Source organism: Novosphingobium sp. (assembly GCF_036820275.1).
In the GTDB taxonomy this organism is placed as follows: domain Bacteria; phylum Pseudomonadota; class Alphaproteobacteria; order Sphingomonadales; family Sphingomonadaceae; genus Novosphingobium.
This window is the reverse complement of the sequence record NZ_DAISLT010000001.1, coordinates 214,197-236,874: the sequence shown is the minus strand read 5'-3', so window position 1 is coordinate 236,874 and position 22,678 is coordinate 214,197. Positions and strand designations below refer to the sequence as shown.

22 protein-coding genes are annotated in these 22,678 nt (G+C 64.8%); 9 read left to right on the top strand and 13 right to left on the bottom strand.

The features are described from left to right. Positions 1–7: 7 nt before the first annotated feature. The 4 genes from V7066_RS00935 to V7066_RS00920 form a co-directional block, all read right to left on the bottom strand. Positions 8–1,312, bottom strand: coding sequence for a replication-associated recombination protein A (locus V7066_RS00935; RefSeq protein WP_334181373.1), 1,305 nt, complete (start codon positions 1,310–1,312; stop codon positions 8–10). A gap of 44 nt (positions 1,313–1,356) precedes the next feature. After that, positions 1,357–1,656, bottom strand: coding sequence for a hypothetical protein (locus V7066_RS00930; RefSeq protein ID WP_334181372.1), 300 nt, complete (start codon positions 1,654–1,656; stop codon positions 1,357–1,359). 129 nt (positions 1,657–1,785) lie between these two features. After that, positions 1,786–3,615, bottom strand: coding sequence for a sensor domain-containing diguanylate cyclase (locus tag V7066_RS00925; protein ID WP_334181371.1), 1,830 nt, complete (start codon positions 3,613–3,615; stop codon positions 1,786–1,788). Positions 3,616–3,678: 63 nt separating this feature from the next. Continuing rightward, positions 3,679–4,575: a LysR family transcriptional regulator gene (locus tag V7066_RS00920; protein ID WP_334181370.1), complete on the bottom strand. Its 897-nt coding sequence runs from the start codon at positions 4,573–4,575 to the stop codon at positions 3,679–3,681. Between the two features lie 87 nt (positions 4,576–4,662). Here V7066_RS00920 and V7066_RS00915 point away from each other — a divergent pair, with 87 nt between their 5' ends. The 3 genes from V7066_RS00915 (at position 4,663) to V7066_RS00905 (ending at position 6,501) form a co-directional block, all read left to right on the top strand. Next, positions 4,663–5,451: an alpha/beta fold hydrolase gene (locus V7066_RS00915; RefSeq protein ID WP_334181369.1), complete on the top strand. Its 789-nt coding sequence runs from the start codon at positions 4,663–4,665 to the stop codon at positions 5,449–5,451. A gap of 143 nt (positions 5,452–5,594) precedes the next feature. Beyond that, positions 5,595–6,008, top strand: coding sequence for a hypothetical protein (locus V7066_RS00910; RefSeq protein ID WP_334181368.1), 414 nt, complete (start codon positions 5,595–5,597; stop codon positions 6,006–6,008). A 49-nt stretch (positions 6,009–6,057) separates the two neighbouring features. Beyond that, on the top strand, positions 6,058–6,501 hold the full coding sequence (locus V7066_RS00905) for a lysozyme inhibitor LprI family protein (protein WP_334181367.1): 444 nt from the start codon (positions 6,058–6,060) through the stop codon (positions 6,499–6,501). Between the two features lie 54 nt (positions 6,502–6,555). Here the strand turns inward: V7066_RS00905 and V7066_RS00900 are convergent, their stop codons facing one another. The 5 genes from V7066_RS00900 to V7066_RS00880 are packed head-to-tail and all read right to left on the bottom strand — an operon-like array spanning position 6,556 to position 10,573. Continuing rightward, complete coding sequence (locus V7066_RS00900; RefSeq protein ID WP_334181366.1) at positions 6,556–8,307, bottom strand: DUF4153 domain-containing protein; 1,752 nt, start codon at positions 8,305–8,307, stop codon at positions 6,556–6,558. Between the two features lie 24 nt (positions 8,308–8,331). Next, on the bottom strand, positions 8,332–8,802 hold the full coding sequence (locus V7066_RS00895; protein ID WP_334181365.1) for a hypothetical protein: 471 nt from the start codon (positions 8,800–8,802) through the stop codon (positions 8,332–8,334). A 17-nt stretch (positions 8,803–8,819) separates the two neighbouring features. Further along, entirely contained in the window at positions 8,820–9,236 is a 417-nt protein-coding gene (locus V7066_RS00890; protein WP_334181364.1) for a hypothetical protein, read from the bottom strand. Positions 9,237–9,248: 12 nt separating this feature from the next. Next, the gene (locus V7066_RS00885) at positions 9,249–10,061 is read right to left on the bottom strand and encodes a hypothetical protein (RefSeq protein ID WP_334181363.1); all 813 of its coding nucleotides are present in this window, start codon (positions 10,059–10,061) and stop codon (positions 9,249–9,251) included. Between the two features lie 11 nt (positions 10,062–10,072). Continuing rightward, the gene (locus V7066_RS00880; RefSeq protein ID WP_334181362.1) at positions 10,073–10,573 is read right to left on the bottom strand and encodes a hypothetical protein; all 501 of its coding nucleotides are present in this window, start codon (positions 10,571–10,573) and stop codon (positions 10,073–10,075) included. Positions 10,574–10,686: 113 nt separating this feature from the next. On the opposite strand from V7066_RS00880, the gene V7066_RS00875 reads away from it, so the two are divergent. Beyond that, complete coding sequence (locus V7066_RS00875; protein ID WP_334181361.1) at positions 10,687–11,298, top strand: TetR/AcrR family transcriptional regulator; 612 nt, start codon at positions 10,687–10,689, stop codon at positions 11,296–11,298. 23 nt (positions 11,299–11,321) lie between these two features. Here the strand turns inward: V7066_RS00875 and V7066_RS00870 are convergent, their stop codons facing one another. Further along, positions 11,322–12,161: a hypothetical protein gene (locus tag V7066_RS00870; protein ID WP_334181360.1), complete on the bottom strand. Its 840-nt coding sequence runs from the start codon at positions 12,159–12,161 to the stop codon at positions 11,322–11,324. A 332-nt stretch (positions 12,162–12,493) separates the two neighbouring features. On the opposite strand from V7066_RS00870, the gene V7066_RS00865 reads away from it, so the two are divergent. The 3 genes from V7066_RS00865 to V7066_RS00855 all read left to right on the top strand — a co-directional run bounded on the left by V7066_RS00865 (position 12,494) and on the right by V7066_RS00855 (position 17,632). Continuing rightward, a complete protein-coding gene (locus V7066_RS00865; protein ID WP_334181359.1) occupies positions 12,494–13,111 on the top strand; it encodes a hypothetical protein in 618 nt (205 codons plus the stop codon). A 169-nt stretch (positions 13,112–13,280) separates the two neighbouring features. Next, positions 13,281–14,165, top strand: coding sequence for a hypothetical protein (locus V7066_RS00860; protein WP_334181358.1), 885 nt, complete (start codon positions 13,281–13,283; stop codon positions 14,163–14,165). Between the two features lie 71 nt (positions 14,166–14,236). Beyond that, positions 14,237–17,632, top strand: a complete 3,396-nt coding sequence (locus V7066_RS00855; protein ID WP_334181357.1) for an acyl-[ACP]--phospholipid O-acyltransferase — start codon at positions 14,237–14,239, stop codon at positions 17,630–17,632. A 43-nt stretch (positions 17,633–17,675) separates the two neighbouring features. On the opposite strand, the gene V7066_RS00850 is transcribed toward V7066_RS00855, so the two are convergent. Beyond that, the gene (locus tag V7066_RS00850) at positions 17,676–18,794 is read right to left on the bottom strand and encodes an NADH:flavin oxidoreductase (RefSeq protein ID WP_334181356.1); all 1,119 of its coding nucleotides are present in this window, start codon (positions 18,792–18,794) and stop codon (positions 17,676–17,678) included. A gap of 102 nt (positions 18,795–18,896) precedes the next feature. Here V7066_RS00850 and V7066_RS00845 point away from each other — a divergent pair, with 102 nt between their 5' ends. After that, positions 18,897–19,259: a winged helix-turn-helix transcriptional regulator gene (locus V7066_RS00845; protein ID WP_334181355.1), complete on the top strand. Its 363-nt coding sequence runs from the start codon at positions 18,897–18,899 to the stop codon at positions 19,257–19,259. A gap of 13 nt (positions 19,260–19,272) precedes the next feature. Here the strand turns inward: V7066_RS00845 and V7066_RS00840 are convergent, their stop codons facing one another. Both V7066_RS00840 and V7066_RS00835 read right to left on the bottom strand, forming a co-directional pair. Then, entirely contained in the window at positions 19,273–19,689 is a 417-nt protein-coding gene (locus tag V7066_RS00840) for a hypothetical protein (protein WP_334181354.1), read from the bottom strand. A 208-nt stretch (positions 19,690–19,897) separates the two neighbouring features. Continuing rightward, a complete protein-coding gene (locus V7066_RS00835) occupies positions 19,898–20,365 on the bottom strand; it encodes an outer membrane protein (protein ID WP_334181353.1) in 468 nt (155 codons plus the stop codon). 367 nt (positions 20,366–20,732) lie between these two features. On the opposite strand from V7066_RS00835, the gene V7066_RS00830 reads away from it, so the two are divergent. After that, on the top strand, positions 20,733–22,678 hold a 1,946-nt coding region (locus tag V7066_RS00830; RefSeq protein ID WP_334181352.1), incomplete at its 3' end, for a phosphate acyltransferase.

Below are 22,678 nucleotides of genomic sequence, written 5' to 3'. Positions count from 1 at the left end.
CGCCGCCTCAACTGTCGTCGCGGCGGGGCTGGTCGGTGCCAGTCACGCGGCGCCAGTGCTCATCGGCGCGGCGCTCGAACGTGCCTGCCTCGCGTGCTTCGCTGCGGTAGAGTGCGCCTTTGGGCATCGGTGAATAGACCTGGTCGACCCAGCCGCGCGGATCGTCATGCGGCCATTGATAGCCGACATGGCCGAGCTGCGCGGCGCCCTTGTAATGGGCATCGCGCAAGTGAAGCGGCACTTGCGCCGGCGGCTGCGCCGCGACGAACTGGAGTGCCGCCGAGATACCGCGGGAGGAAGAGGCCGACTTTGGCGCGCGCGCAACGTGAAGGGCGGCATGGGCGAGCACGATCTGGGCCTCCGGATAGCCGATCTTCTCGACTGCATGGAGCGCCGCCACGGCTGTCTGCAAGGCGGTGTTATCGGCGAGGCCGACGTCCTCGGAGGCATGGATCATGATCCGGCGGGCGATGTAGCGCGGGTCCTCGCCGCCGTGGATCAGGCGCGCGAGCCAATAGAGCGTGGCGTCCGGATCGGAGCCGCGCATCGATTTCACGAAGGCGGAAACCACGTCGTAATGGGCATCGCCGGACCTGTCGTGATTGACCGGCGCGGCGGCATAGGCCTCTTCCAGCATCGCGTCGGTCACCTCGAACGCGGCGTCCTCGTGGCCGAGCGCCAGGCTTTCCAGCGTCGTCAGCGCGCGGCGGGCATCGCCGCCGGACCGGCCCGCGATCATGCGGACCTGCTCGGGCGTCATCCCGAGGGTGATGCCGCTTGCCTGGAGATGCTCGATCCCTCGGCGCACGACTTTCTCCATGTCGGCGATGTCGAGCGGTTCCAGCTTGAGAATGGTCGAGCGCGAGACCAGCGCCGGGGTGAGGACGTGGTAGGGATTGCCGGTCGTCGCGCCGATGAAGTCGGCAACGCCGTCCTCGCAGATCGACAGGAGATCGTCGGTCTGGGTAGCGGAAAAGCGCTGCACTTCGTCGACGAAGATCAGCAGCGGATGCACGCGTGCCTCGTCCGCCAGCTTGCGGATTTCGGCGACCCCGGCCCGCGTTGCATTGAGCGGACGGAAGGTCTTGCCCAGCATGGCGCCCACCGCCCGCGCGATCGAGGTCTTGCCGATGCCGGGCGGTCCGTAGAGGATCACGCTGCCGAGCGAGCCCGCCCTCACGCGTCGGCGCAGGATCGATCCTTCACCGACGACATGGGCCTGTCCGATCACCTCGTCCAGCGAGGCGGGACGGAGCAAGGCGGCCAGCGGCATCCGTTGCGGAGGCGCGGAACCGGCAAAGAGATCCGTCATGTGTAAACCGAAAGCGCGTGGCCCTGATGGTCGAACCGTGCCGGTCAGATCGCCAGGAGCAGGGTGTCGTCGCTGCGCGGCGCGGCGGCTTCGTAAGTGGCGAGCGGCTCGAAGACTTCCTCCAGCAGTTCGGTCACTTCCAGCCCGGCGAGCTTGAACTGGCCGAGGCGCTGTTCCTCGGGCGAGCGCCAAGCTTTGCTCATGTTCAGCGCGCTGACGAAGAGATCGCCGTGCCGCTCGAACATAAGGTGCGGGGCGAGCTTGACGATGCCGCCGTTATAGCGGGCATGGACGGTGCGACGAAACGAGATCGCTTCCATCAGGGACAGTCGGGTATCGATCATGCTCGTTTTCAGGCCGGTGTGGAATTCGCGTGATTTTGCATTGCAGCATTGTGACGCGCGGAGCGTGGAAACGCAAGAGTTTCGGGAGGGTTTCGACAAGAACGCGCGGGAAATGTCGGGACGGAGCGATCAGGCGCTGCGCTTTTCCGTGGAAGTGTCGGGGAACGGCAGGCTCGTGCGGTTGCGGCCGTCCCGCTTGGCGCGATAGAGCGCATCGTCGGCGCGCGACAGGATTTTCCGGCTTTCCCCGCCGGTCAGAAGCGGCCCGATGCCGATGCTGACAGTGGCCTGGACGCTGTTGCCCAGCGAATCCTGAATGTCGGCTTCCTCGAAGCGGGTGCGGATGCGCTCGCAGACGAGGTGCGCCTGGTCGATCGTCAGTCCCTTCAGCAGCACCGCGAATTCCTCGCCGCCGAGACGCGCGACGACATCGCCGTCACGAACCGCGCCGCGCAGGATCGAGACGAAGCGCACCAGCACCTCGTCGCCTGCGGCGTGGCCGTAGCGGTCGTTGATGTGCTTGAAATGGTCGAGGTCGAAGACGGCCAGGCATCCCGCTTCCGCTGCATTCGCGGACGGGGAGGGCTGCTCGGCGAGAAGCGCCAGCAGGGCTTCGTCGAACGCGCGGCGGTTGCAGGCGCCCGTCAGGTGGTCGGTCATGGCCTGCGCCGTCAGGTCCTCGACCAGCTGTCTCCGCTGGGTGATTTCGCGGATGATGCTCACGGTTCCGTTCGTTCTGCCCTGCTCGTCGATGATCCCGCGCATGTGACTTTCGACCCAGACGACGATCCCGTCCTTGCGGCGCACGCGATACTCGACGATCGCGGGAGCTTCGGGGTGGGACAGCGCCTTCTGCCGGGCTTCGAGCAGCGCGGCGTGATCTTCCGGCAAAATCAGGCTGAACATCGATTGCCCGAGCAGTTCGCCGGGATCGTAACCGGAAACCCGTGTGGCCGATGGTGAGGCATAGCGCACCACACCCTCGGCGTTGACCCTGACGACGATGTCACTCATCCGGTCCAGCACCAGCCGGTGCAATGCTTCGGCGGCGTGGAGCCGGTCAACCAGGCGACGGCGCGAGCGCAACTCCGCGGCCAGCGGCAGGACGGTAAGCACGATCGTGGCGAAGTAGATCTGGAGAACCTGCAACTTCTGGCCCATCGGCAAGCGCAGCAGCGTGGTCGGACCATGGCCCGCCAGCGAGAAGGACAGGCCGATCGTCACCAGGACGACAACCGCGGACACGGCACCGAAACGCCCGAGCCGCAGGGTTGCCGCGATGGTCGGAATGAACGGCAGGATCACCAGCGGAATTCTGTCCTGTCCGAACGTGGCCAGCGAGGCGAGGGCCACAAGGCCCAGCAGCAGCGCCGCCTCTCCCATGCGCGACTTGTCGGAGGCGATCCACTGGCGGGCTCCTCCCCGCAGCGTGAGCAGCAGGGGCGGTGCGAAGGTGACGAGGCCGAGTGCGTGGCCCGCATACCAGTCGCGCCATGCGGGCCAAAAGGGCAGGTCGCGGGCAATATGCGCGCACAGGGCGCCTCCGAATGCCGTGAGCGCCGGGACGATCACCCCCGCCACGAGAAGGAACGAGCCCACTTCCGGCAAGGACTGGAAGCGCCCGAAGCGCGGATAGAGACGGCGGATCAGCCAGGCGGCGAGCCAGGCCTCGGCAATGCAGAGCAGCGGCAGCGGGATCGCGACCAAGCCGTGAAACCCGAAGAGAACCGATGCGCACAGACCCGTCGGTATGCAGGCCAGGATGATCGCGCCCCAGCGCCAGCGTGGCGTCGTGCTCAGGCGTGCGAACAGGACGGGACCGGCCAGCCAGACGATGGCGATGCCGCCGTCGAAGCGGGTCAGTTGCAGCGCGATGGCCGCGCAGACGAAGTAGGAAGTGGCGGTCAGAACGGCTTCCCGCAGCGACAGGCGGACGCGTCTGAAAGGGCTGCGGGACATTGCGTATGACTACTGGAGGATGGTTAGCGCCGGGTAAACGGCGCTGCCCCGTTACGCAACCGCTCAATCGTGCTCGGGTTCAGAGGGGAAGCGCGCCTCCGCCGTGAAGGCGGCGACCGTGGCGGCAAGCTCGTCGCTGCGGACGGCGAGGGCGAGGGCGACTTTCGGGGGATCGCCTTCGAGGTCGTGATAGGTAACCCCCTTGAACGAGGCGTCGCGCATCGATTCCGGAACCAGCGCCACGCCCAGTTCCGCCGCGACGAGCGCGAGGACCGAGGCGACTTGCGGAGCCGACTGGCCGAGAACGGGTTCGAAACCGGCCTGCCGGCAGGCTTCCAGCGTGGCATCGAACAGCGTGGGGCCCAGCGCGCGCGGGGTCAGGATGAAGGGGTCCTGCGCGAGCTGTTCCAGCCGGATCGGGTCGCCGTGGGGCATGCGGGCGGATGCGAGCGCGGCGATCAGCGGTTCGTCGGCAAGATGGAACAGGCGCAGGCCTTGTTTGTCCACGGCATCGGGGCGGAGGAAGGCCGCATCGAGCGTGCCGTTCTTCAGTCCTTCGACAAGGCCGTTGGAATTGTGCTCGGCAAGGCTCAGTTCGACGTCCGGGAAGCGACGGCGATAGACACGGATCGCCTGGGGCACGCGGGGATTGAACGCGGCGGAGCCGGTGAAGCCGACGCGGATACGGCCGGTTTCGCCCGCCGCCGCTCGCTGGGCCGCGCTGACGGCATCGGCCACGATCTCCGGGATCTGCCGCACCCGTGCCTCGAAGGCACGCCCGGCCTCGGTGAGTTCCGCGCCTTGGGGGATGCGGTGGAACAGCGGCGTGCCGACCTCGCGTTCAAGATCCTTGATCTGATGGCTGAGCGGCGGCTGCCCGATGCCAAGGCGCTGCGCTGCGCGCGTGAAGTGCCGTTCGTCGGCAACGGCGAGAAAGTAGCGGATGTGTCGAAGTTCCACGTCATACCTAAAATGTATCGAGATCGCCATCATCATGAATTGGACAGATGAAGAGCGCAAGTCCATCTGGCCCTCAGGAGATTTGAAATGGCAAGTTTGGCGATCGAGAGCATTGGCAATGTGGCGGACCGGAACTGGGGCACCGAGCGTGCGCCTGTGACCGGGACGGTGGCGGGGATGGCGTTGGAGCCGGTCGTGTTCCTGCCGGGCCTGCTCTGCGACCAGGCGCTCTGGCGTCGCCAGATCCATGCGCTGGCCGATGTCGCCGCGCCGATGGTCGCCGATCTCACGCTGGACGACACCATCGGCGCGATGGCCGAGCGCACCCTGGCCGCCGCGCCGCGCCGGTTCTCGCTCGCAGGGCTGTCGATGGGCGGCTATGTCGCGCTGGAAATCATGCGCCGCGCGCCCGAGCGCGTCTCGCGCCTCGCCCTCATCAATTCCAGCGCGCGCAGCGATACCCCGGAGCGCACCTTGCAGCGCAAGATCGGGATCGAATCGCTGCGGCGCGGCAAGTTCGTCGGGATCACCCACAAGCTGCTGGGGCAGTTGGTCCATGCCGACCATACCGAAGGCTTCGTGGCCGATGAGATGCGCGGCATGGCCTCGCGCGTGGGCGGCGATGCCTTTATCCGCCAGCAGCAGGCGATCATGACGCGGCCCGATTCTCTCGGCGGTCTCGAAGCGATCCGCGTGCCGACGATGATCGTCGTAGGTGATGGCGATCGCATCACGCCGCCTGATCATGCTCGCGAAATCCACGAACGCATTGCCGGCTCCAGCTATCACGAGATCGGCTCGTGCGGACATATGGCAGCGCTCGAGCATCCTGAACAGGTCAACTTCCTGCTGCGGAACTGGCTGCAACAGAGGTAATTGATCGATGGTCAATTAAATATTGAACGTCGGTAAATTATGATATAGGCCTCATCGCAGGGACATTCCTTGCAGTGAGGCCGTGCCATGGCATCGTCGAAGTTCGGACTTGTTGTTTCTTCACCTGCCTGCGGGCTGGAGCGATGAAGTCTTCCGCTTCGGAATGGATCATGCCGGGCGTGGTCGGGTTGATCGCGGCTTGGCTCGGACAGCCGCTGTTCGCGATGATCCTCATGGCCGTTCCCGGCCTCACTGCGGCGGCGATGCCGCTGGCTTTCGTTCCCGCGCTTGCTCTTGCCATTGCCGTCGCATGGTTTCTTGTACGACGCGTCATACCCTCGCGGCGTAATGGCTGGGGCTGCATCTTCGTGGGAGCGGCCGTTCTCGCGCAGTTCCTCGGCGGCCTGGGTTCGGCTCTGATCGAATCCTCGGGCGGTCTCGGCCGCGACGAGGGCACGGCGCTGTTCTTCTTCGTGCTGATCTTCGGAATCCCGATGACGCTGATCGCGGCCGCCTTCATTATCGGCGGGATCGTCCTGCTCCGCCGCGCGAAATGAAATTTTCCCGTTTCCAAGACTTCCCCATTTCCGAGACAAGGAACTTCCGATGAAAAACGTGAAGCTACCCGTTCTGTTCGCTCTGGCCATGCTGACTTCGCTCGCACCTCAGAGCGTCCTTGCGCAGAATACGGAGGACGACGCCTATGAAGGTCTGTGCAGCGGAGGGGATGGTTCAAGCTTGGCCAAGGCCAACTGCATGGGCGAGTATCTCTACGGATTGAAGGCTGCCCAAGAGCGGCTGGTCGCCCAGATCCAGGGTGTGTTGAAGGGCAAAGGCCCGGATGCGACCGATTACGCGGCAGCGGCTCGCTATCTTGACGAAGCTCAGAAGCATTGGGAAGAATTTGCGATAGATGACTGCTTCGTAAAAGAAAACACCTTTGGCTCTGGATCGATTTTCGTGCTGGACAGCCTGGATTGCAAAATCAAGCACTACCGTTGGCGCAACGACCAGTTGGAAAAATTCAGGGAAGACTACATAGACGGCTGAATTACGAAAGTCGCTCCGCCGCATGACGGCGGAGCGACTTTCGCTTTGTCCGGGCTATTCGAAGTCCTGCCCGACCGGCTGCCCATCGACGAAGACCTGGCGGCGGGTCACGTTCCGCGTTTCGACTTTACCGGCCTTAAGCGCGGCTTCCAGACGGTCTTGCTTGTCCTTGCCGGATAGGAAGGACCGCGCCGGTACGCTGCCCCACTTGCCGCTTTCGCGCCTCCAGAGGTTGCTTTCGCTGGCGGTGACGATCACGGCCTCATCGCTGCCGGGGGTGTAGAGCACTGTGCAGGCCCCGCTGTAGCCGCAGGCGGCATAGCCGTTCAGTTGATCGTAAAGGTCCTTGGGAAGCCGGGTGCCGCGCGGCAGGACGAGCAGGCGCTCGGACGGGAACGGCGGGCGTTTGGGTTCGAGCGTGACGGGATCGAGCGACCAGCGGCTTTCCGCATCGCGGGCTTTTTTCGCAGCGGCGCGGATTTCCGGCGTCCGACCCGCTGCGGCGAGGCGGCGCGTGGCTGCTTCCCCGCTGCGGCCGAAGTCGAAGCGCAGCGCGCGCCAGTCGAACTTGTCGAGCGGGGTTCTGCCGCTTTCAAGCCGGGCGAGCTGGTCGCGGGTGGACAGGGCGCCGAAGTTGATCAGCGGCGTCGAGAGCAGCAATGCGACGAGGCACAGGCCTCCCGCGAGGCGCAAGTTGGCGATGCGCAGGTGCGGGGCGGAACCAAGTCTCCGGTTTGCCAGCACGACGAGGTAGGCAAGGCCGTAGGCGCAGGCGATCGCGGTGAAGACCACGGCCCAGAGCCGGTCCGGCGTCAGACCGTATTGCTGGATGCGCAGGCCGGTCGAGATTGCGGCGATCACGCCGAGCGGCAGCATCGCGATGCCGAGCGCGGCGACGCTGGCGCGCAGCAACCGGCTGCGCGCCTCGTGCGAGGCGTGGTCGCCAATCACGGCATTGGCGAGCGAGAGCGCGCCGATCACGCAGCCGAGCAGGATCGGGCTGGTCGAACGGGTCGCGTCCCACAGGGGCGTGAGGCCGGTAAAGGGAATCGCGGCGAGGAAAACGACAAGGCCGAGCGCCAGCACCGGCGCGAGTACCGAAAGGATCGTCGTCACCACGCGCTGGAGCAGACGCAGGATGCCGTCGCGGTCGCGCAGCAGGCCGATGCCCGCGCCGAGCGCCGCGCCGGTGAGGGTGAGCGCCGCCCAATCCTGTTCAAGCAGGTGCTTGAGCAGGTTGATGCCGATCAGGCGGAACAGCTCGGAAAGCAGCAGGACCATGGCCCAGACCACGCCGACGAAGACCCAGGCCGCGCACCAGAGCACGACGTTGGTCCATGCGTGGCTATGGGCTTCCGGGTAGGGAATGGCGAACTTTCCGGCCGGTCTTTCGCCATCAGCCGGATGGGCGTCGCGCCAGGCCTGGAACAGCGGTGCCGCGATGGCGATGGCGAGTACAGCGCAGACGATCCGCCACGGCTCCTCGCTATGCCTTAAGCCGAAAGGGCCGTTCCAGTAGATCGTCAGGGCGACGATGGCCCCGCCGATCGCCGCGCAGGCTGCGCTCCAGTGGATGCGGGTGCGCTCGACAAGAAAGCCGAAGACGAGCGCGCCGATGCCGAGAAAAGTGCCGAGCGCCAGGCGGACTGCCATAGCGTCGCCATCGGGACGATAGTGGTCGGGGCGGACGATCCAGTAGATCGCGAGGCCGGTGAGGCCGCCGAGCAGGGCTAGCCCCCAGGCGCGCAGCGGCCACTCGCCGGTTTCGTCTTGCGGCAGCACGGTTTCGGGATGTTCGGTGGCCATCGCAAGTCCTCTCGCGGGTTGCGGTCAGGAATAGAACGGAATGCGGTTCAGGCGATAGCCGGACTGCGTGGGGGCGAAGATCAGCTGATCGGCATACTCGGGAATATCGAGGAGATATTCGCCCTTCGAGATCGGGCCGGGCGCCTCGCCATCGTCGCTGCCGGGCTTGAAGGCGCGGACTTTCCCAGCCCGGATTCCGGCGATCACGGCGGGCGTGAATATCCGGTCGTAGTGGGCGAGGAACTGCGCCTTCGTGGCAGCGCTGCGATCCACTTCGCCGCCGCTGAAGTCCTTGAACGGCAGGACTGTCATATCCGCCACGCGGTTGCGGTCATTGGCAAGAACGGCTTGCCGGAATTGGGTGAAGAACGTCTGGAACGAAGCCGTTTTCGTGCTGGCCGCCGTTTTAGGGGCGGCCAGAGCGGGCGCCGAGGTAGCGCTCGCTGCCAGTGCGGCGCCGAGCAGCCATGCGGCCGGGAGGAGGCGTTTCATCATGCTGGTCTCCGCTGGATTTACAGGGATTCGTCGGTGTATTCGATAAGCTGCCAGCAGGTGCCCTCCCGGCGGAACCGATAGAGAAGCTGATAGCCCGTATCCGCTTTGGCGAGCTTTACACCCATCGTGCCGTCCTGCTGAGGGGCTGTCTTAGTGAGCAGACCGTCTCGTTTGCGCTCGGCCTTGCCCGGCATGATCGGCATGCGGACAGCGTTCAGGGGGAGCCGGTTCGTGACCATTCGGGGTTCAGGCTCGGCGGCGGGATCGATCGTATGGGTGGTCAGTGGGTTCGCCGTGTACTGGCGCTGGACCGCCGCGCTTTCGGAGAAGGCGGCCAGGAAGCCATCGAACGTCGTTGCCGGACAGGCAGCCAGCGCCGGTGCGGCAGCGGCAAGCGAGGGGGCTATGAGCAGAGCGGAAACCGTGTGTTTCATCGTCATCACTCCTTAGTGGCGCTTGGGATCGACATAAGCCGATTGGGCAGGATCGAAGTTCCAGACGCTCGCATCCACCGCCGTCGCGCCGCGGACCTTACCGCTCTTGAGGTCGTAAAGGCTGCCGGTCGGATCGACTTTCACTTCCGGCCAGCCGCCCTTGGTGCGTCCGGTGAGGCTGAGCGTGCCGATGCTGGAATAGCAGCTTCGCGGTTGGTCCTGGGGATCGCATCCCGCGCCGTTGTCGGAGCCGGTCACGATATCGCCCGCGTAGATCCAGCGGCCGGACTTGTCCGGCGCGGAACGGAACAGACTGTAAGCATGGACGCTGATGCCCTCGTTCGCCATGGCCAGCGTAGGATAGCCGATCAGCACGCCGTCGCCGACGGCTTGCCGGAACAGCGGTACGCCGTCGTCATCCATTGGGGGATTTCCGGCCGCGCCGCTGGAATAGACGCCGCCGAAATCGATCTGGCGGGCGAGCAGCTTCCAGTCCCCGCCTTCGAGCGCATAGGTGACCTGTGCGAGCGAGAGCTTCATGCCGGGGCCGAAATCCTGCGCTTCGCCGGGTTCGGCTTCGTTCTGGGCGGTGGCGACGGCAGTGTAGAGCCTGCGGCCGCCGACGGCGCTGTCGAAGCTCAGCCAATAGGTCAGGCGCTTGCCTTCGAGCACGCAGGAACGGTCCTCGGTGGGCGTTTCGCACATGGCAGTCATCAACTCGTCGTAGTCCGGTCGAGGCGGCTCTTTCCCCGCCTGCGCCATGGCCGGGGCCGCGATCGCGAAGACCGATGCCGCAGACGCGGCGCTCAGGATCCACTTTGCCATTGCCATGTCCCTCAGTTGATCGCGCTCAGGAAGGTCTTCCACGACTTCGCCCAGTTCGCACGGTTCGCCGTGCTGGCGCTGCGTACGCTGCAGACCTGGAGGTCCGAGGGCACTTCATCGCTCTTTTCGTAAAGCGGGCGGCATTCCCACACCTTGCTGTCTAGCGCGTAAGGTTCGGTCACGACGCTCACGACCTTGCGGTCCTGCATGCCGACGAGCAGGTCGAAGTCCGCCTCTTCGGCCGACGAGGACCAGGCGCAGAAAGCCTCGAACTGCGGGGAGGGCGGACCGCTCGGTGCGCTGCAGCCCTGGGGGAAGAATTGCTTCAGGAAAGCGCTGCCCGGTGCGGAGCCGGTGTCGAGCTGGGGTGCAGACAGGCGGCTGAGTGCGGCAACGGCCGCATCCGGCCGGGCTGCCATGGCCGGCGGGGCGATTGTGGCCGACAGCGCCAGAACACCGGCCGCGATCGACCGGCGAACCGTGCGATACGTCTCGTGGGGGGAACCGGACATGAGCATTCCTCTACCTGCTGATACCCCCAAAGGGCTATCCCACAATTAATCGATGTTCAATATAAAATTGGACGCTGTACATTTTTAACAGGGATCGTTAGGATTGGCGGCATATGGGAAGACGATCCGATCACAGCCGCAAAGAGCTGGAGCAGATGCTCATCGTCGAAGGTCACAAGCACATGGCCGACGTCGGATTTTCGCGGTTTTCCGCGCGCGAAGTGGCCAAGCGTATCGGGTATTCGATCGGTACGCTCTACAACGTGATGGGCAACTACGACCAGCTTATCATTGCCATCAACACGCGTACGTTCGTGTTGTGGGCCGACTACATGCGCCAGGCTCTCGGCAGTGCCGGAGACGACCGCATTCGCTCTTTGGTGGAGGGTTACTTCGGTTTCGCCCGCGCCAATCGCAATGCGTGGATCGCGATCTACGACCATCATCTGCCGCCGGACATCCGGCTGCCGGAAGAGCATGACGCCTTGCGCGGTCAGCTTACCGATCTTGTCGTGGAGGAAGTGGCGAAAGTCCTGCCCGCCGATAGCCGCACGCAGGCCCCGCGACTGGCGCGCTCGCTGGTGGCGACGGTCCATGGTCACTGCATGTTCGACATCAATGGCAGTTTCGCGCTCATGGGCGAGCGCGAGCCGGTGGAACTGGCGCTCGCCCGTGTGCGGGAAAGCCTGGCAGCGGCGCAAGTGGGGGCGCAGGCGGCGACCTGAAGCCGCGGGCCTGCGCCGGTTGTTCAGCCGGGGATCTGCTGCGCGAGGCGGTCCCTGGCGGCGCGGGCTTCGGCCACTTCCTGCGGGCTCAGGTCGAGGCGGTCGAATTCCTCGTCGAGCATGACCGGAAGCAGTGCGCCGGGATGGCGCACGGCCAGCGCGAACGTCTCGTTCTGCGTCGGGTCATAGTGCATCCACGGCGTCTCGTCCTTCGGGAACAGGCTGACGATGCCCATGCCCTTCCTGAGGCCGACGATCGGGTAATAGGTAATCCGGGTCTTGCCCCACTTCGTGCTCTTCAGGGTAATGCGCGCCCAGACCGCCTGAATGCGCGCGGGTTCCTTGAGTGCCTTCAGTGTGGCGGAAAGGTGGAAGAAGCGGCGAACCATGAGGATTGCGACCGCGCCCAGTCCGAACACGATCACTGCCGAACCGATAAAGCGGTTCCAGAACTCGTCGATGGCGAGCGACAGCGTGATGTTGTCCGGATTGCCTTTTTCGGCGACGATGGTGGTCTCGTAGTCTCCGGAGGTGAGGCTCATGAACGAGAATTCGACCGAACGGATCTGCGTCTGTCCGTCGCGCGGATAGGCGATGCCCGCCTCGCAGTTGACGCTCATTTTCTTCGTCTTGCACTCGCTGCTGACAAGCGAGGCTTCGGGCACTTCGACCGGGTCGCGCAGGATACGGTAATCGGCATAGAGGCCCGGCCAGACAACGATCATCGTGCCGATCGAGACCAGTCCCAACGTCACGCCGAAGAACAGCATTCGGAAGCGATCGGCGAAGCCGTGCCGTTTGATCGCAATCGGGCGGTCGGGAAGCACGCCCGCGGGGTCGGGGAGGCCATAGTCAGTTTTCATCTTGGGCAACCTGTACGTCGATGTTGAGGTCCGGTCCGGCAAAGTCGGACAGCCGCAGGGGAGGCGGCGGGCTGCGTCTTGGAAGAAACGCCAGCGATAACAGCCTCCTATCCAAGATTTCGCATAATGGGCAGACCTCGTTACGAAGAGTACAGTTCGATGCGCCGAAAATCTCGCACGATCCGGCGCATTCGCCCTGTGCTTTGATCTTTCTGGGAAAACCTGCTTATGTTCGTGCCCGAACGAGACCATATCGCGAAAGGGTTTTCATAGTCTTGGTGGCCGCTCTTTCCTCGATTTTCTATTTCCTCAGCCAGCATTCGCTGCTCTCGATGCCGCTGATCGTGCTGCTGTTTCTGGGGATCGGTTTCCTGCTTTCGCGTATGACGGGAAATCCGGTCTGGTACGGCATGGGCATTCTCGGTTTTGTCGGCGGCATGGTGAACGTCTTCGCGGCTTCGTCGGTCAACGCGCTCTTCTTGAACGCTTTTGGCACTTACGGCACGGCAATGGTCACGAATGCCGAGGAAACGAGTTCTCAGCTCAACGACCAGAACATCTGGCGCTACGACGCGGTGATGACGACGGCCGACGGGCGGGACGTCAAGACGGGCTTCGATACGATGTCGATCAGCCTCTATCCGCCGCGCAACGCAATCGAGGTGCCGCCCACCGGCGAGCGTTTCGTCATCAAGTACATTCCCGGTTTCGAACGGAACATCGCGGTCATGCGCGATGAATCCGCGTTCGGGCAGCGACTGCTGATGCAGGAGGCGCGGGTACCGGTCGAGAAGGCCAGGAACCAACTCAGGGCGAGTCCGGATAATCCTGATTTCAGAGCGGAATATCGCGCAGCCTTGAGGGCGTTTCTAAAGGATTATGGTTCCGCCGCGCCCGAGAGTGTGGTCGAGGAATATCGGCGGGAACTTGCCGCGCTTGCACCTGAATGATGTGGGGATCCAGGGCGGGCTAACATGACCGGCTTTGTAATTGAGCAGTGTTCGAAATAATATTGAACACCGATCATTATCGTGGCAATTTCCGACCATGGTGATTCGCGAGGCCGATGGTCCGCCCCAATTGTCCGCCAAGGAGAATGACACGATTAAGCAACTGATATTGCCCGTTGCGCTGGCCACCCTGACGCTGGTGTCGGCCTGTTCCTCTTCCAAGGACGACGCGAAAAAGGCGGAGGCCAGCGAGGCCGCCGAAGCGACTGCCACCGGGGAAGTGGCGGAGGAAGAGGGCGATGCCTTCACGTCCAAAGTCGCCGGCGTCTCGTTCAATGCGGTTGCCAAGTTGCCCAAGGCGCCGGCTAGTGCGTCCACCCAATCCGAGTGCAACGGTTTCGTCAAGGCGCCGCAGTCGCCGGCCGCGCGCCTGGTGGCGAAGGCCGGTTGGGGCGTGACCGGGGAAGGGCGGATCGGCAAGTACCGCGCCGTCAGCTTTGCCGGTTCCTTCGAGCCTTCCACGAGCGGGTCGTGCTACATCGGCAAGGGCAATGTCGCGATCTTCGACGGTGAGACGCTCGTAGCCATTGCCTATGCACCCGCGTCAGGCAAGCTGACCATAGCCAATGTCCTGCCGTTCGAGGAGGACTCGCTCCGCATCTGGGACGGGGATGCCGTGCCTGCGCCGGTGGCGGATATTCGCGTGGTGGACGGAAAGGGGCTGGCGATCCAGAAGCTCGCCGCGAAGGAACTCGCCTGCGGCGGCGGCACGCCCATTCCGAACATCTACGGCATGCCGATCACCAAGGCCCGCAAGCTCCTCGCCAAGTCGGGATGGGACGCGGTCGGCAACGGCGATGCCGCCGGGCGCGAGGATGAGCGTGAGGCCGATCTCGCCGCGATGGGTGTCACGGAAGTGGCGAGTTGCTCAGGCACGGGCTTCGCATTCTGCTCCTACGACTACAAGCGCCCCGAAGCGGCCCTTGCAGTAACGACGGTTGGCGATAACGAAGATCCTTCGGTTGCCGAATACGCTGTGCGCTGCGGCGGCTGAGCCGCGGTATTTATCGATAACTGGCGTGAAGAACCCGCTGCATATGGCTGGTTCAATGGGGGATTTCAGTCATGTCCGCACCTGACCTTTCATTGCTGGCCAAGCGCCGCTTCGCGCCGATGTTCGTCGTCCAGTTCCTGGGGGCGTTCAATGACAACCTGCTGAAGTTCGCGATGCTGTTCCTGGCGAACTTCAGCATTTTCGCAAGCGAGCCGGAAAAGGCCGAGATGCTGGCGGCTATCGCCACCGGCCTGTTTATCGCTCCCTATTTCCTGTTCTCGGCACTCGCCGGACAACTCGCCGACCGGATCGACAAGGCGCGGCTGGTGCGCTGGATCAAGCTGGCGGAAGTCGCGATCATGTCGATCGGACTGGCCGGGTTCTGGTTCCAGTCGATCCCGGCACTGATGACCGCGCTGTTCCTGATGGGGCTGCATTCCACCCTGTTCGGGCCGGTCAAGTATTCGATCCTGCCGCAGCACCTCGGCCGCCACGAAATCATGGGCGGAACCGGACTGATCGAGGCCGGAACCTTCCTCGCGATCCTCGGCGGCCAGCTTCTGGCGGGGGTGATCCCGGCCTGGGAGGCGGGGCTTGCGGCGATGGGCATTGCCGTGCTCGGCTATCTCGCCGCACTCGCCATTCCCGCCGCGCCGCCGCTTCGCGGTGAGCACCCGATCGACTGGAACCTCTGGCGCGGTACGATGCACATCCTCAGGACCGCACGCCACGGGCGCGGGGTCTGGCTCTCGATCCTCGGCATCAGCTGGTTCTTCGCGGCAGGCGCGGTGCTCGTCTCCGAATTCGCGCCGCTGGTCAGCGGTACGCTCGCCGCGCGGCAGGAAGTGGCGACGGTGTTCCTGGTGATCTTCTCGTTGACGATCGCGCTCGGCTCGCTGGCCGTGAACAAGCTGCTCAGGGGCGAAGTGTCCGCCCGCTATGTGCCGATCTCGGCGCTGGGTCTGGCGCTCGGCCTGATCGACCTCTGGCTTTCGACCAGCGGCTTTTCCGTGCGCACGGCGGGCGCCTCGTTCCAGCAGTTCCTGGCGACGCCGGGCACGTTCCGCATCCTTGCCGATCTGGCGGTGATCGCCTTCTCCGGGGGCATGTTCATCGTGCCGCTCTACGCGATCCTGCAGATGTACAGCCTGCCCGAGGAGCGCTCGCGGATCATCGCGGCGAACAACATCGTCAATGCGGCGGTGACGGTACTGGTCGTGCTGGCGATCACCGGGCTGCTTTCGCTGGGCGTCGATGTGCCGGGCCTGATCGGCGCGCTGGGCTTCGCCTCGCTGTTCGTGGCGCTCGTCAGCATCTGGCTCCTGCCCGAGACCCTGTTCAAGAGCGTGATCCGGGGCGTGCTCAAGGCGCTCTACCGCGTGGAGGTGAAGGGCAGCGAGAACATGCCGCAGCCCGGAGAGCGCGCGGTCGTGGTGGTCAATCACCTCAGCCTGCTCGACGGCGTACTGCTGGGCGCGTTCCTGCCCGGCAAGCCGACTTTCGCGATCAACACCCAGATCGCGCAGGCCTGGTGGGTGAAGCCGTTCCTCAAGCTGTTCGAGGCTTTCCCGGTCGACCCGACCAACCCGATGGCCGCGAAAGCCATGGTCAAGGCCGTGCGCGAGGGCCGCACCTTGGTGATCTTCCCCGAAGGACGCATCACCGTCACCGGCGCGCTCATGAAGGTCTTCGACGGCCCCGGCATGGTTGCCGACAAGGCCGACGCGCCGATCGTGCCGGTCCGCCTCGACGGACCGCAGCGCACGCCGTTTTCCTATCTCAAGGGCAAAGTCCATCGGCGCTGGTTCCCGAAGATCACGCTGACCGTCCTGCCGCAGCGCCGGTTCTCCATCGAGGGTGAGATGAGCGCGCGCGAGCGCCGCGCCGTGGCGGGCCGCCGTCTCTACGATGAGATGAGCGGCATGATCTTCGACACCACCGACACCCGGGAAACCCTGTTCAAGGCGCTCTGCGATGCCCGCGCCCTGCACGGCGGCAAGGCCAGGGTGGTGGAGGACGTCAAGCGCGAACCGCTGAGCTACGACCGGCTGCTGATCGCCTCGCAGCTATTGGGCGGCAAGCTCGCGGCGCGCACGGCGCAGGGCGAGAATGTCGGTGTGCTGCTGCCGAACGTGAACGGCGTGGTCGTCGCCTTCTTCGCGCTGCAAGCCTATGGCCGCGTTCCCGCGATGCTGAACTTCACGGCCGGGCTCGCCAATCTGCGCTCGGCCTGCGCGACGGCGCAAATCCGCACCGTCGTCACCGCCGAGGCTTTTGTCGAGCAGGCCAAGCTCCACGATGTCGTCGCGGCTCTGGAGGCGGACGGAATCGTGGTGATCCGGCTGGAAGATGTGGGCCGGACGATCAGCGGCGGCGCCAAGCTCCGGGCGGCGCTGGGGAAGGGCGGCATCGCCCGCCGTCACCGCAAGCTCGCGATTTCGCCCGATGCCCCGGCCGTGATCCTGTTCACCAGCGGCTCGGAAGGGACGCCCAAGGGCGTGGTCCTCACCCATCGCAACCTGCTGTCGAACTGCGCGCAGCTGGCCGCCCGGATCGACTTCAACCCCAGCGATGTGGTGCTGAACGCGCTGCCCGTGTTCCACAGCTTCGGCCTGACCGGCGGGACCCTGCTGCCGTTGCTCAACGGCATCCGCACGGTGCTCTATCCCAGCCCGCTGCATTATCGGATCGTGCCCGCGCTGGCCTATGACGCCAATGCCACGATAATGTTCGGCACCGACACGTTCCTCTCCGGCTATGCTCGCATGGCGCACGGCTACGACTTCTATTCGCTGCGCTACATCTTCGCGGGCGCGGAGAAGGTCCGCGACGAGACGCGCAAGGTCTATGCGGAGAAATTCGGTCTGCGCATCCTGGAAGGCTACGGCGCGACCGAAGCGGCCCCGGTGATCGCGGTCAATACGCCGATGCACTTCAAGGCCGGGACGGTCGGCCGCCTGCTTCCGAGGATCGAGGCGAGGCTGGAAGAAGTGCCGGGCATCGCCGAGGGCGGCCGCCTCTCCATTCGCGGGCCGAACGTGATGGCGGGCTATCTTCTGGCCAGCGCTCCGGGCCTGTTGCAGCCACCGCAGGAGGGCTGGCACGACACCGGCGATATCGTCACCATCGACGAGGCAGGGTTCGTCACCATTCGCGGGCGTGCCAAGCGCTTCGCCAAGATCGGCGGCGAGATGGTCTCGCTTCCGGCGGTGGAGGGCTACGCGGCGGCGGTCTGGCCGGTCGCGGAACATGCCGTCGTCACGCGGCCCGATCCGAAGAAGGGTGAGCAACTCGTGCTGTTTACGTCCGCCGAAGCGCCCGATGCGAAAGCGCTTCAGGAGTGGGCGCGGGCCAATGGCGTGACCGAACTCATGGTGCCGCGTGACATTCGCCGGGTGGAGGCCCTGCCGGTGCTGGGCACGGGCAAGATCGACTACGTGACCCTGGGGGAATGGGCCAAGGCGTGAAAAGATATCGCGGAGCGCCGGGTCGGCGCTCCGCGATCATGTGTCAGACGAGTTCGCCGAGAGCGGAAGCGTTGAACCCCTTGAGCTTCGCGGCGTCACCGTCGCGAACCTTCGAGACCCAGTCCGGATCGGCAATCAGCGCGCGGCCGACCGCGATCAGGTCGAATTCGTCGCGCTCCATGCGTTCGACCAGATCGTCCAGCTTGGTGGAGGTCGAGCTTTCGCCGCCGAAGGCCGCGAGGAACTCGCCGGAGAGGCCAACCGAGCCGACGCTGATCGTCGCCGCGCCGGTCAGCTTCTTGGCCCAGCCCGCGAAGTTGAGGCCCTTCTCGCCGTCGATCTCAGCGAATTCCGGCTCCCAGAAGCGGCGCTGCGAGCAGTGGAGCACGTCCACGCCGGCATCGACGAGCGGTTGCAGCCAGTCCGCCATCAGGTCGGGCGTTTCGGCCAGACGGGCGAGGTAGTCCTGCTGCTTCCACTGGCTGAGGCGCAGGATGATCGGATAATCGCTGCCGACCGCCTCGCGCACGGCGGAGACGACTTCGCCGGCAAACCGCGAGCGCTCGCGGATCGTGGCGCCGCCGTAGCGGTCGGCGCGTTCGTTGGTGCCGGACCAGAAGAACTGGTCGATCAGATAGCCGTGGGCGCCGTGGATCTCGACCGTGTCGAAGCCGAGGCGCTTGGCATCGGCGGCGGCGCGCGCGAAGGCGGAGACGGCGTCGGCAATGTCTTCCTCGCTCATCGCCTGGCCGCGCGGCGTGCCCGGCGCGAGCAGGCCGGAAGGGCTTTCAACCGGAACGCCCGGATCCCAGCCGTCGGGGCCGACCGTCGAACCGGTGTGCCAGATTTGCGGCCCCATCTTGCCGCCTGCGGCATGAACCGCGCCGATCACGGTCTTCCAGCCGGCCAGAGCCTCGTCGCCATGGAACAGCGGAATGCCGCCCATGTTGCGCGAGGCCGGGCGGTCGATCACGGTGCCTTCCGACAGGATCAGGCCGACGCCGCCTTCGGCGCGGCGCTGGTAATAGGCGGCCTGCGGGGCGCCGGGAATGCCTTCGGGGGCGAAGCCGCGCGTCATCGGCGCCATCACGATCCGGTTCGGCAGCTGGAGCGAGCCGATGGTGAAGGGGCGGAACAGGACTTCGGCATCAGATGCCGACATGCAGGCAGGTCTCCGTTGAAACAGGTCGCCTCTAGGTATAAACTGGAAACCTAGCGTCAATGAGGCACCTTTGATCGCCTAGGTATACTGGAGGAAACCGCGTTGCCCGAATGCCAGCATTTCACCATCGATTGCCCCAGTCGCCAGCTGTTCGACCAGATCGCGGACAAGTGGTCGATGATGGTGCTGACCGTGCTGGTTCCCGGGCCGATGCGCTTCAATGCGATCAAGCGTCATCTCGAAGGTGTCACGCAGAAGGCGCTGACCCAGTGCCTGCGCAAGTTGGAGCGCAACGGCCTGTTGCACCGGCGGGTGATCCCCACCTCGCCGGTCGGCGTCGAATACGAAATCACCGCGCTGGGCCATTCGCTCCATGCGCCGTTCAAGGCGCTCTACCGCTGGACGCTGGAGAACCTTGGCGAAGTGGAAGCCTCGCGGCGCGCCTTCGACTTGCGCGCCGCCTGAAGGTTTCGGAAAATCAGAGCTTGTAGGGATTGCCCGGCAGTAATCGGGCGGTGAGCGGCTCGTCGAGATCCGGCACGCTCATTTCCACGCGGTCTCCGCTGATGGAGATGCTGGCGCAATCGGTTTCGCGGTCCCGCGGGTCCCGGCCCTCGGATACGCAGAGCAGGCCGTCGGGGCTGATCGTCCAGCGTTGCTTCATGACCGGCTGGCTCTTGCCCTGCTTTCCGTGTTCGCGCATCCGGGCAATGCCGTTGGACTTGAGGAAGATGATATGGGTGCCGGACACGGCGGAATCGTCTTCTTCCAGCGTATTGCCAGCCAGCTTCTCCACCGCCGCGCGGCCGGTCAGTGCTTCCAGTTCCTCGTTTTCCGTCACGGCAGGCAGGCTCGCGGCGGCGAGGATCGCCAGTCCCAACGCAAATTCGGTCATTGTTCTTGTTCCCGATTGGTGATCTCGATCCCACCCGAGAAGGCGAGCGATATCGAAAAACGAACACTAGCGAAATGGGCTGCGGGAAATTTCCCGGCATCGGCGTGAAACAGATAAGGGCGGCCCTCGCGAGCCGCCCTTTTTCCGTGTCTTTTCTCCGGCTTTCCCGGTGGCTGGCCGTGAAGACAGCCGGAGCGAAGCCGTCAGATCAGAACTTCATGCCGACGCCGACCAGACCGAGGTCCGCGTCCGGCGTGTTGTCGCCGACGATCAGGTGCTTGTACTCGACCTTGCCGTAGAACTTGTTGCCGAGGTCCTGCTGGACGCCGCCGCCCACGCCGACGGCGCTGTTGCCGTACTTGGTGAACTTCGACTGCCAGGTGGAGGCGGCATAGAGCTTGGTGGCGGGGGTGAGCTTCACACCGGCGCGGCCGCCGACGCCCCACGAGACGCGGGTATTGTCGGTCAGCACCTTGTCGGCCGAACCTTCGACGCCCACGAAGAACTTGTCATTGAGGTCGTAGTCGTAGCCGATGGCGGCACCGGCCACGGCATCGCTGTCGCTACCGTCCCAGATCACGCCGGTGCGGGCTTCGACGCGGGTCTCGTTGGCAAAAGCGGGCGAGGCGGCAGCGACGGCGGCAACAGCGGCGAGCGAAACAAGTGCAATACGCATATTCTAACTCCAGTACTTTCTTCCCCGGCCCTCACCGGGCAGCCACCGATTGGACGGCCGGGCCTTGCACCGAAGTGAACAAGTCATTCTGATGACAGTCAGAATTGGGAGCTGGTAAAGCGAGGGGACGGCCCTTGCGCCCCGGATCACGGGCGTTTTCGGCATTTTTCGAAGGTACAGAAAGGCTTTCGAAGGATTGAAAATCGACTGTGGATAAAATCGGCAAAAGCTCGGGAAGGCCGGTGGGAAATGCAGAGAAGGCCGCAGGCACCCGTCCGATTGTAAAAAGATGCTTCTGCAACCAGAGGAAAAGATGCTGGTCAGGAAGGCATAGGCAAGCGCGAATCCTTTGCCTATGGAGGGCGCCATGGACGACAATCTACGCCGCGCCGCCCTCGATTATCACCTCCATCCGCAGCCGGGTAAGCTCCGCATCGAGCCGACCAAGCGCATGGTAAACCAGCGCGATCTCGCGCTGGCCTATTCGCCCGGGGTCGCCGCACCCTGCGAGGAGATCGCGGCAGACCCCGACAAGGCGATGGATTATACCGCGCGCGGCAATCTCGTGGCGGTCATCTCCAATGGTACCGCCGTGCTCGGCCTCGGCGCGATCGGCGCGCTGGCCTCGAAGCCGGTGATGGAAGGCAAGGCCGTCCTCTTCAAGAAGTTTGCCGATATCGACGTGTTCGACATCGAGGTGGACACCACCGATCCCGAGAAGTTCATCGAAGCCGTCGCCCTGCTCGAACCGACGTTCGGCGGCATCAACCTGGAAGACATCAAGGCGCCCGAGTGCTTCCATATCGAGGCCGAGCTGAAGAAGCGCATGAACATTCCGGTGTTCCATGACGACCAGCACGGCACCGCCATCGTCGTTGCTGCCGCCGTGCGCAACGCGCTGGTGCTTCAGGGCAAGACCCTGGCGGAAGCCAGGCTCGTCACCTCGGGCGCAGGCGCCGCGGCACTGGCCTGCGTCGATTTGCTGGTATCGATGGGCCTTCCGGTCGAGAACGTCACACTTACCGACAAGGACGGTGTGATCCATTCGGGCCGCGAGGGCATGCTGCCCAACATGGCCCGCTACGCCCGCCAGACCGACGCGCGCTCGCTTCCCGAAGTGCTGCCCGGCGCCAACCTGTTCCTCGGCCTTTCCGCGCCGGGCGTGCTCAAGCAGGAGTGGCTGCCGCTGATGGCGCCCAATCCGCTGATCTTCGCGCTCGCCAATCCCGAGCCGGAAATCCGCCCGGAGCTGGCCCGCGACGTTCGCCCCGATGCGATCATCGCCACCGGCCGTTCGGACTATCCGAATCAGGTCAACAACGTCCTGTGCTTCCCCTACATCTTCCGCGGTGCGCTGGACGTGGGCGCGACGGCTATCAACGAGGAAATGAAGGCGGCTGCGGCCGAAGCCATCGCGGCGCTCGCGCGGCTGCCTGCGCATGACAGCGTGGCGCAGGCCTATGGCGGCCGAAAGCTGGTGTTCGGGCCGGAATACATCATCCCGACGCCGTTCGATCCGCGTCTGATCGGCGAGATCGCCACGGCCGTCGCCCGCGCGGCGATGGAAAGCGGCGTCGCCCGCAAGACCATCGACCTCGACGAATACAAGCGCAAGCTGACCCGCCAGAACACCCGCTCCGGCCAGCTCATGCTTCCCGTTTTTGAAGCCGCGCGCGGTTCCGGACGTAAGATCGTCTATGGCGAAGGCGAAGACGAGCGCGTGCTGCGTGCGATCCAGGACGTGCTCGACGAAGGGATTGCACGCCCGACGATCATCGCGCGCCGCCGCATTCTGGAGCCGAAACTGCCGGACCTGGGCCTCAGCTTCGAACTGGGCCGCGACGTCGAAGTGATCGATCCGGAAACCGATCACGAGGTCATGGCCGATCTGGTCGAGGCCTACCGCTCGATCGCCTCGCGCAAGGGCGTCCCGGCGGACGAAATCCTGCGTCACGTCTATCGCCGTCCGACTGTCACGGCGGCATTGATGCTGCGCACCGGCCGCGCCGAGGCGGCACTGGTGGGTGGTCGCTCGGAATACTGGGGCCAGATCGAACACGTTCTGCGCGTGATCGACCGCGCGCCGGATATCAGCCGCGTCTATGCGCTTTCGGGCCTCATCCTCGATGCCGGTGCGCTGTTCATCACCGATACGCACATGGTACCCGATCCGACGCCTGAGCAGATTGCCGAAATGGCGCAGCTCGGTGCGAGGCAGATCAAGCAGTTCGGGCTGCGTCCCCGTGCGGCACTGCTCTCGCACTCCAACTTCGGGGCTTCGCATAGCCCCAGCGCGCGCAAGATGCGGGCGGC

What these genes read in the sequence shown, in the direction of transcription:
- V7066_RS00935 (WP_334181373.1), bottom strand. Translation starts at nt 1,312, where the DNA reads ATGACGGATCTCTTTGCCGGTTCCGCGCCTCCGCAACGGATGCCGCTG.
- V7066_RS00930 (WP_334181372.1), bottom strand. Translation starts at nt 1,656, where the DNA reads ATGATCGATACCCGACTGTCCCTGATGGAAGCGATCTCGTTTCGTCGC.
- V7066_RS00925 (WP_334181371.1), bottom strand. Translation starts at nt 3,615, where the DNA reads ATGTCCCGCAGCCCTTTCAGACGCGTCCGCCTGTCGCTGCGGGAAGCC.
- V7066_RS00915 (WP_334181369.1), top strand. Translation starts at nt 4,663, where the DNA reads ATGGCAAGTTTGGCGATCGAGAGCATTGGCAATGTGGCGGACCGGAAC.
- V7066_RS00910 (WP_334181368.1), top strand. Translation starts at nt 5,595, where the DNA reads ATGAAGTCTTCCGCTTCGGAATGGATCATGCCGGGCGTGGTCGGGTTG.
- V7066_RS00905 (WP_334181367.1), top strand. Translation starts at nt 6,058, where the DNA reads ATGAAAAACGTGAAGCTACCCGTTCTGTTCGCTCTGGCCATGCTGACT.
- V7066_RS00900 (WP_334181366.1), bottom strand. Translation starts at nt 8,307, where the DNA reads ATGGCCACCGAACATCCCGAAACCGTGCTGCCGCAAGACGAAACCGGC.
- V7066_RS00895 (WP_334181365.1), bottom strand. Translation starts at nt 8,802, where the DNA reads ATGATGAAACGCCTCCTCCCGGCCGCATGGCTGCTCGGCGCCGCACTG.
- V7066_RS00890 (WP_334181364.1), bottom strand. Translation starts at nt 9,236, where the DNA reads ATGAAACACACGGTTTCCGCTCTGCTCATAGCCCCCTCGCTTGCCGCT.
- V7066_RS00885 (WP_334181363.1), bottom strand. Translation starts at nt 10,061, where the DNA reads ATGGCAAAGTGGATCCTGAGCGCCGCGTCTGCGGCATCGGTCTTCGCG.
- V7066_RS00880 (WP_334181362.1), bottom strand. Translation starts at nt 10,573, where the DNA reads ATGTCCGGTTCCCCCCACGAGACGTATCGCACGGTTCGCCGGTCGATC.
- V7066_RS00875 (WP_334181361.1), top strand. Translation starts at nt 10,687, where the DNA reads ATGGGAAGACGATCCGATCACAGCCGCAAAGAGCTGGAGCAGATGCTC.
- V7066_RS00870 (WP_334181360.1), bottom strand. Translation starts at nt 12,161, where the DNA reads ATGAAAACTGACTATGGCCTCCCCGACCCCGCGGGCGTGCTTCCCGAC.
- V7066_RS00865 (WP_334181359.1), top strand. Translation starts at nt 12,494, where the DNA reads ATGCCGCTGATCGTGCTGCTGTTTCTGGGGATCGGTTTCCTGCTTTCG.
- V7066_RS00855 (WP_334181357.1), top strand. Translation starts at nt 14,237, where the DNA reads ATGTCCGCACCTGACCTTTCATTGCTGGCCAAGCGCCGCTTCGCGCCG.
- V7066_RS00850 (WP_334181356.1), bottom strand. Translation starts at nt 18,794, where the DNA reads ATGTCGGCATCTGATGCCGAAGTCCTGTTCCGCCCCTTCACCATCGGC.
- V7066_RS00840 (WP_334181354.1), bottom strand. Translation starts at nt 19,689, where the DNA reads ATGACCGAATTTGCGTTGGGACTGGCGATCCTCGCCGCCGCGAGCCTG.
- V7066_RS00835 (WP_334181353.1), bottom strand. Translation starts at nt 20,365, where the DNA reads ATGCGTATTGCACTTGTTTCGCTCGCCGCTGTTGCCGCCGTCGCTGCC.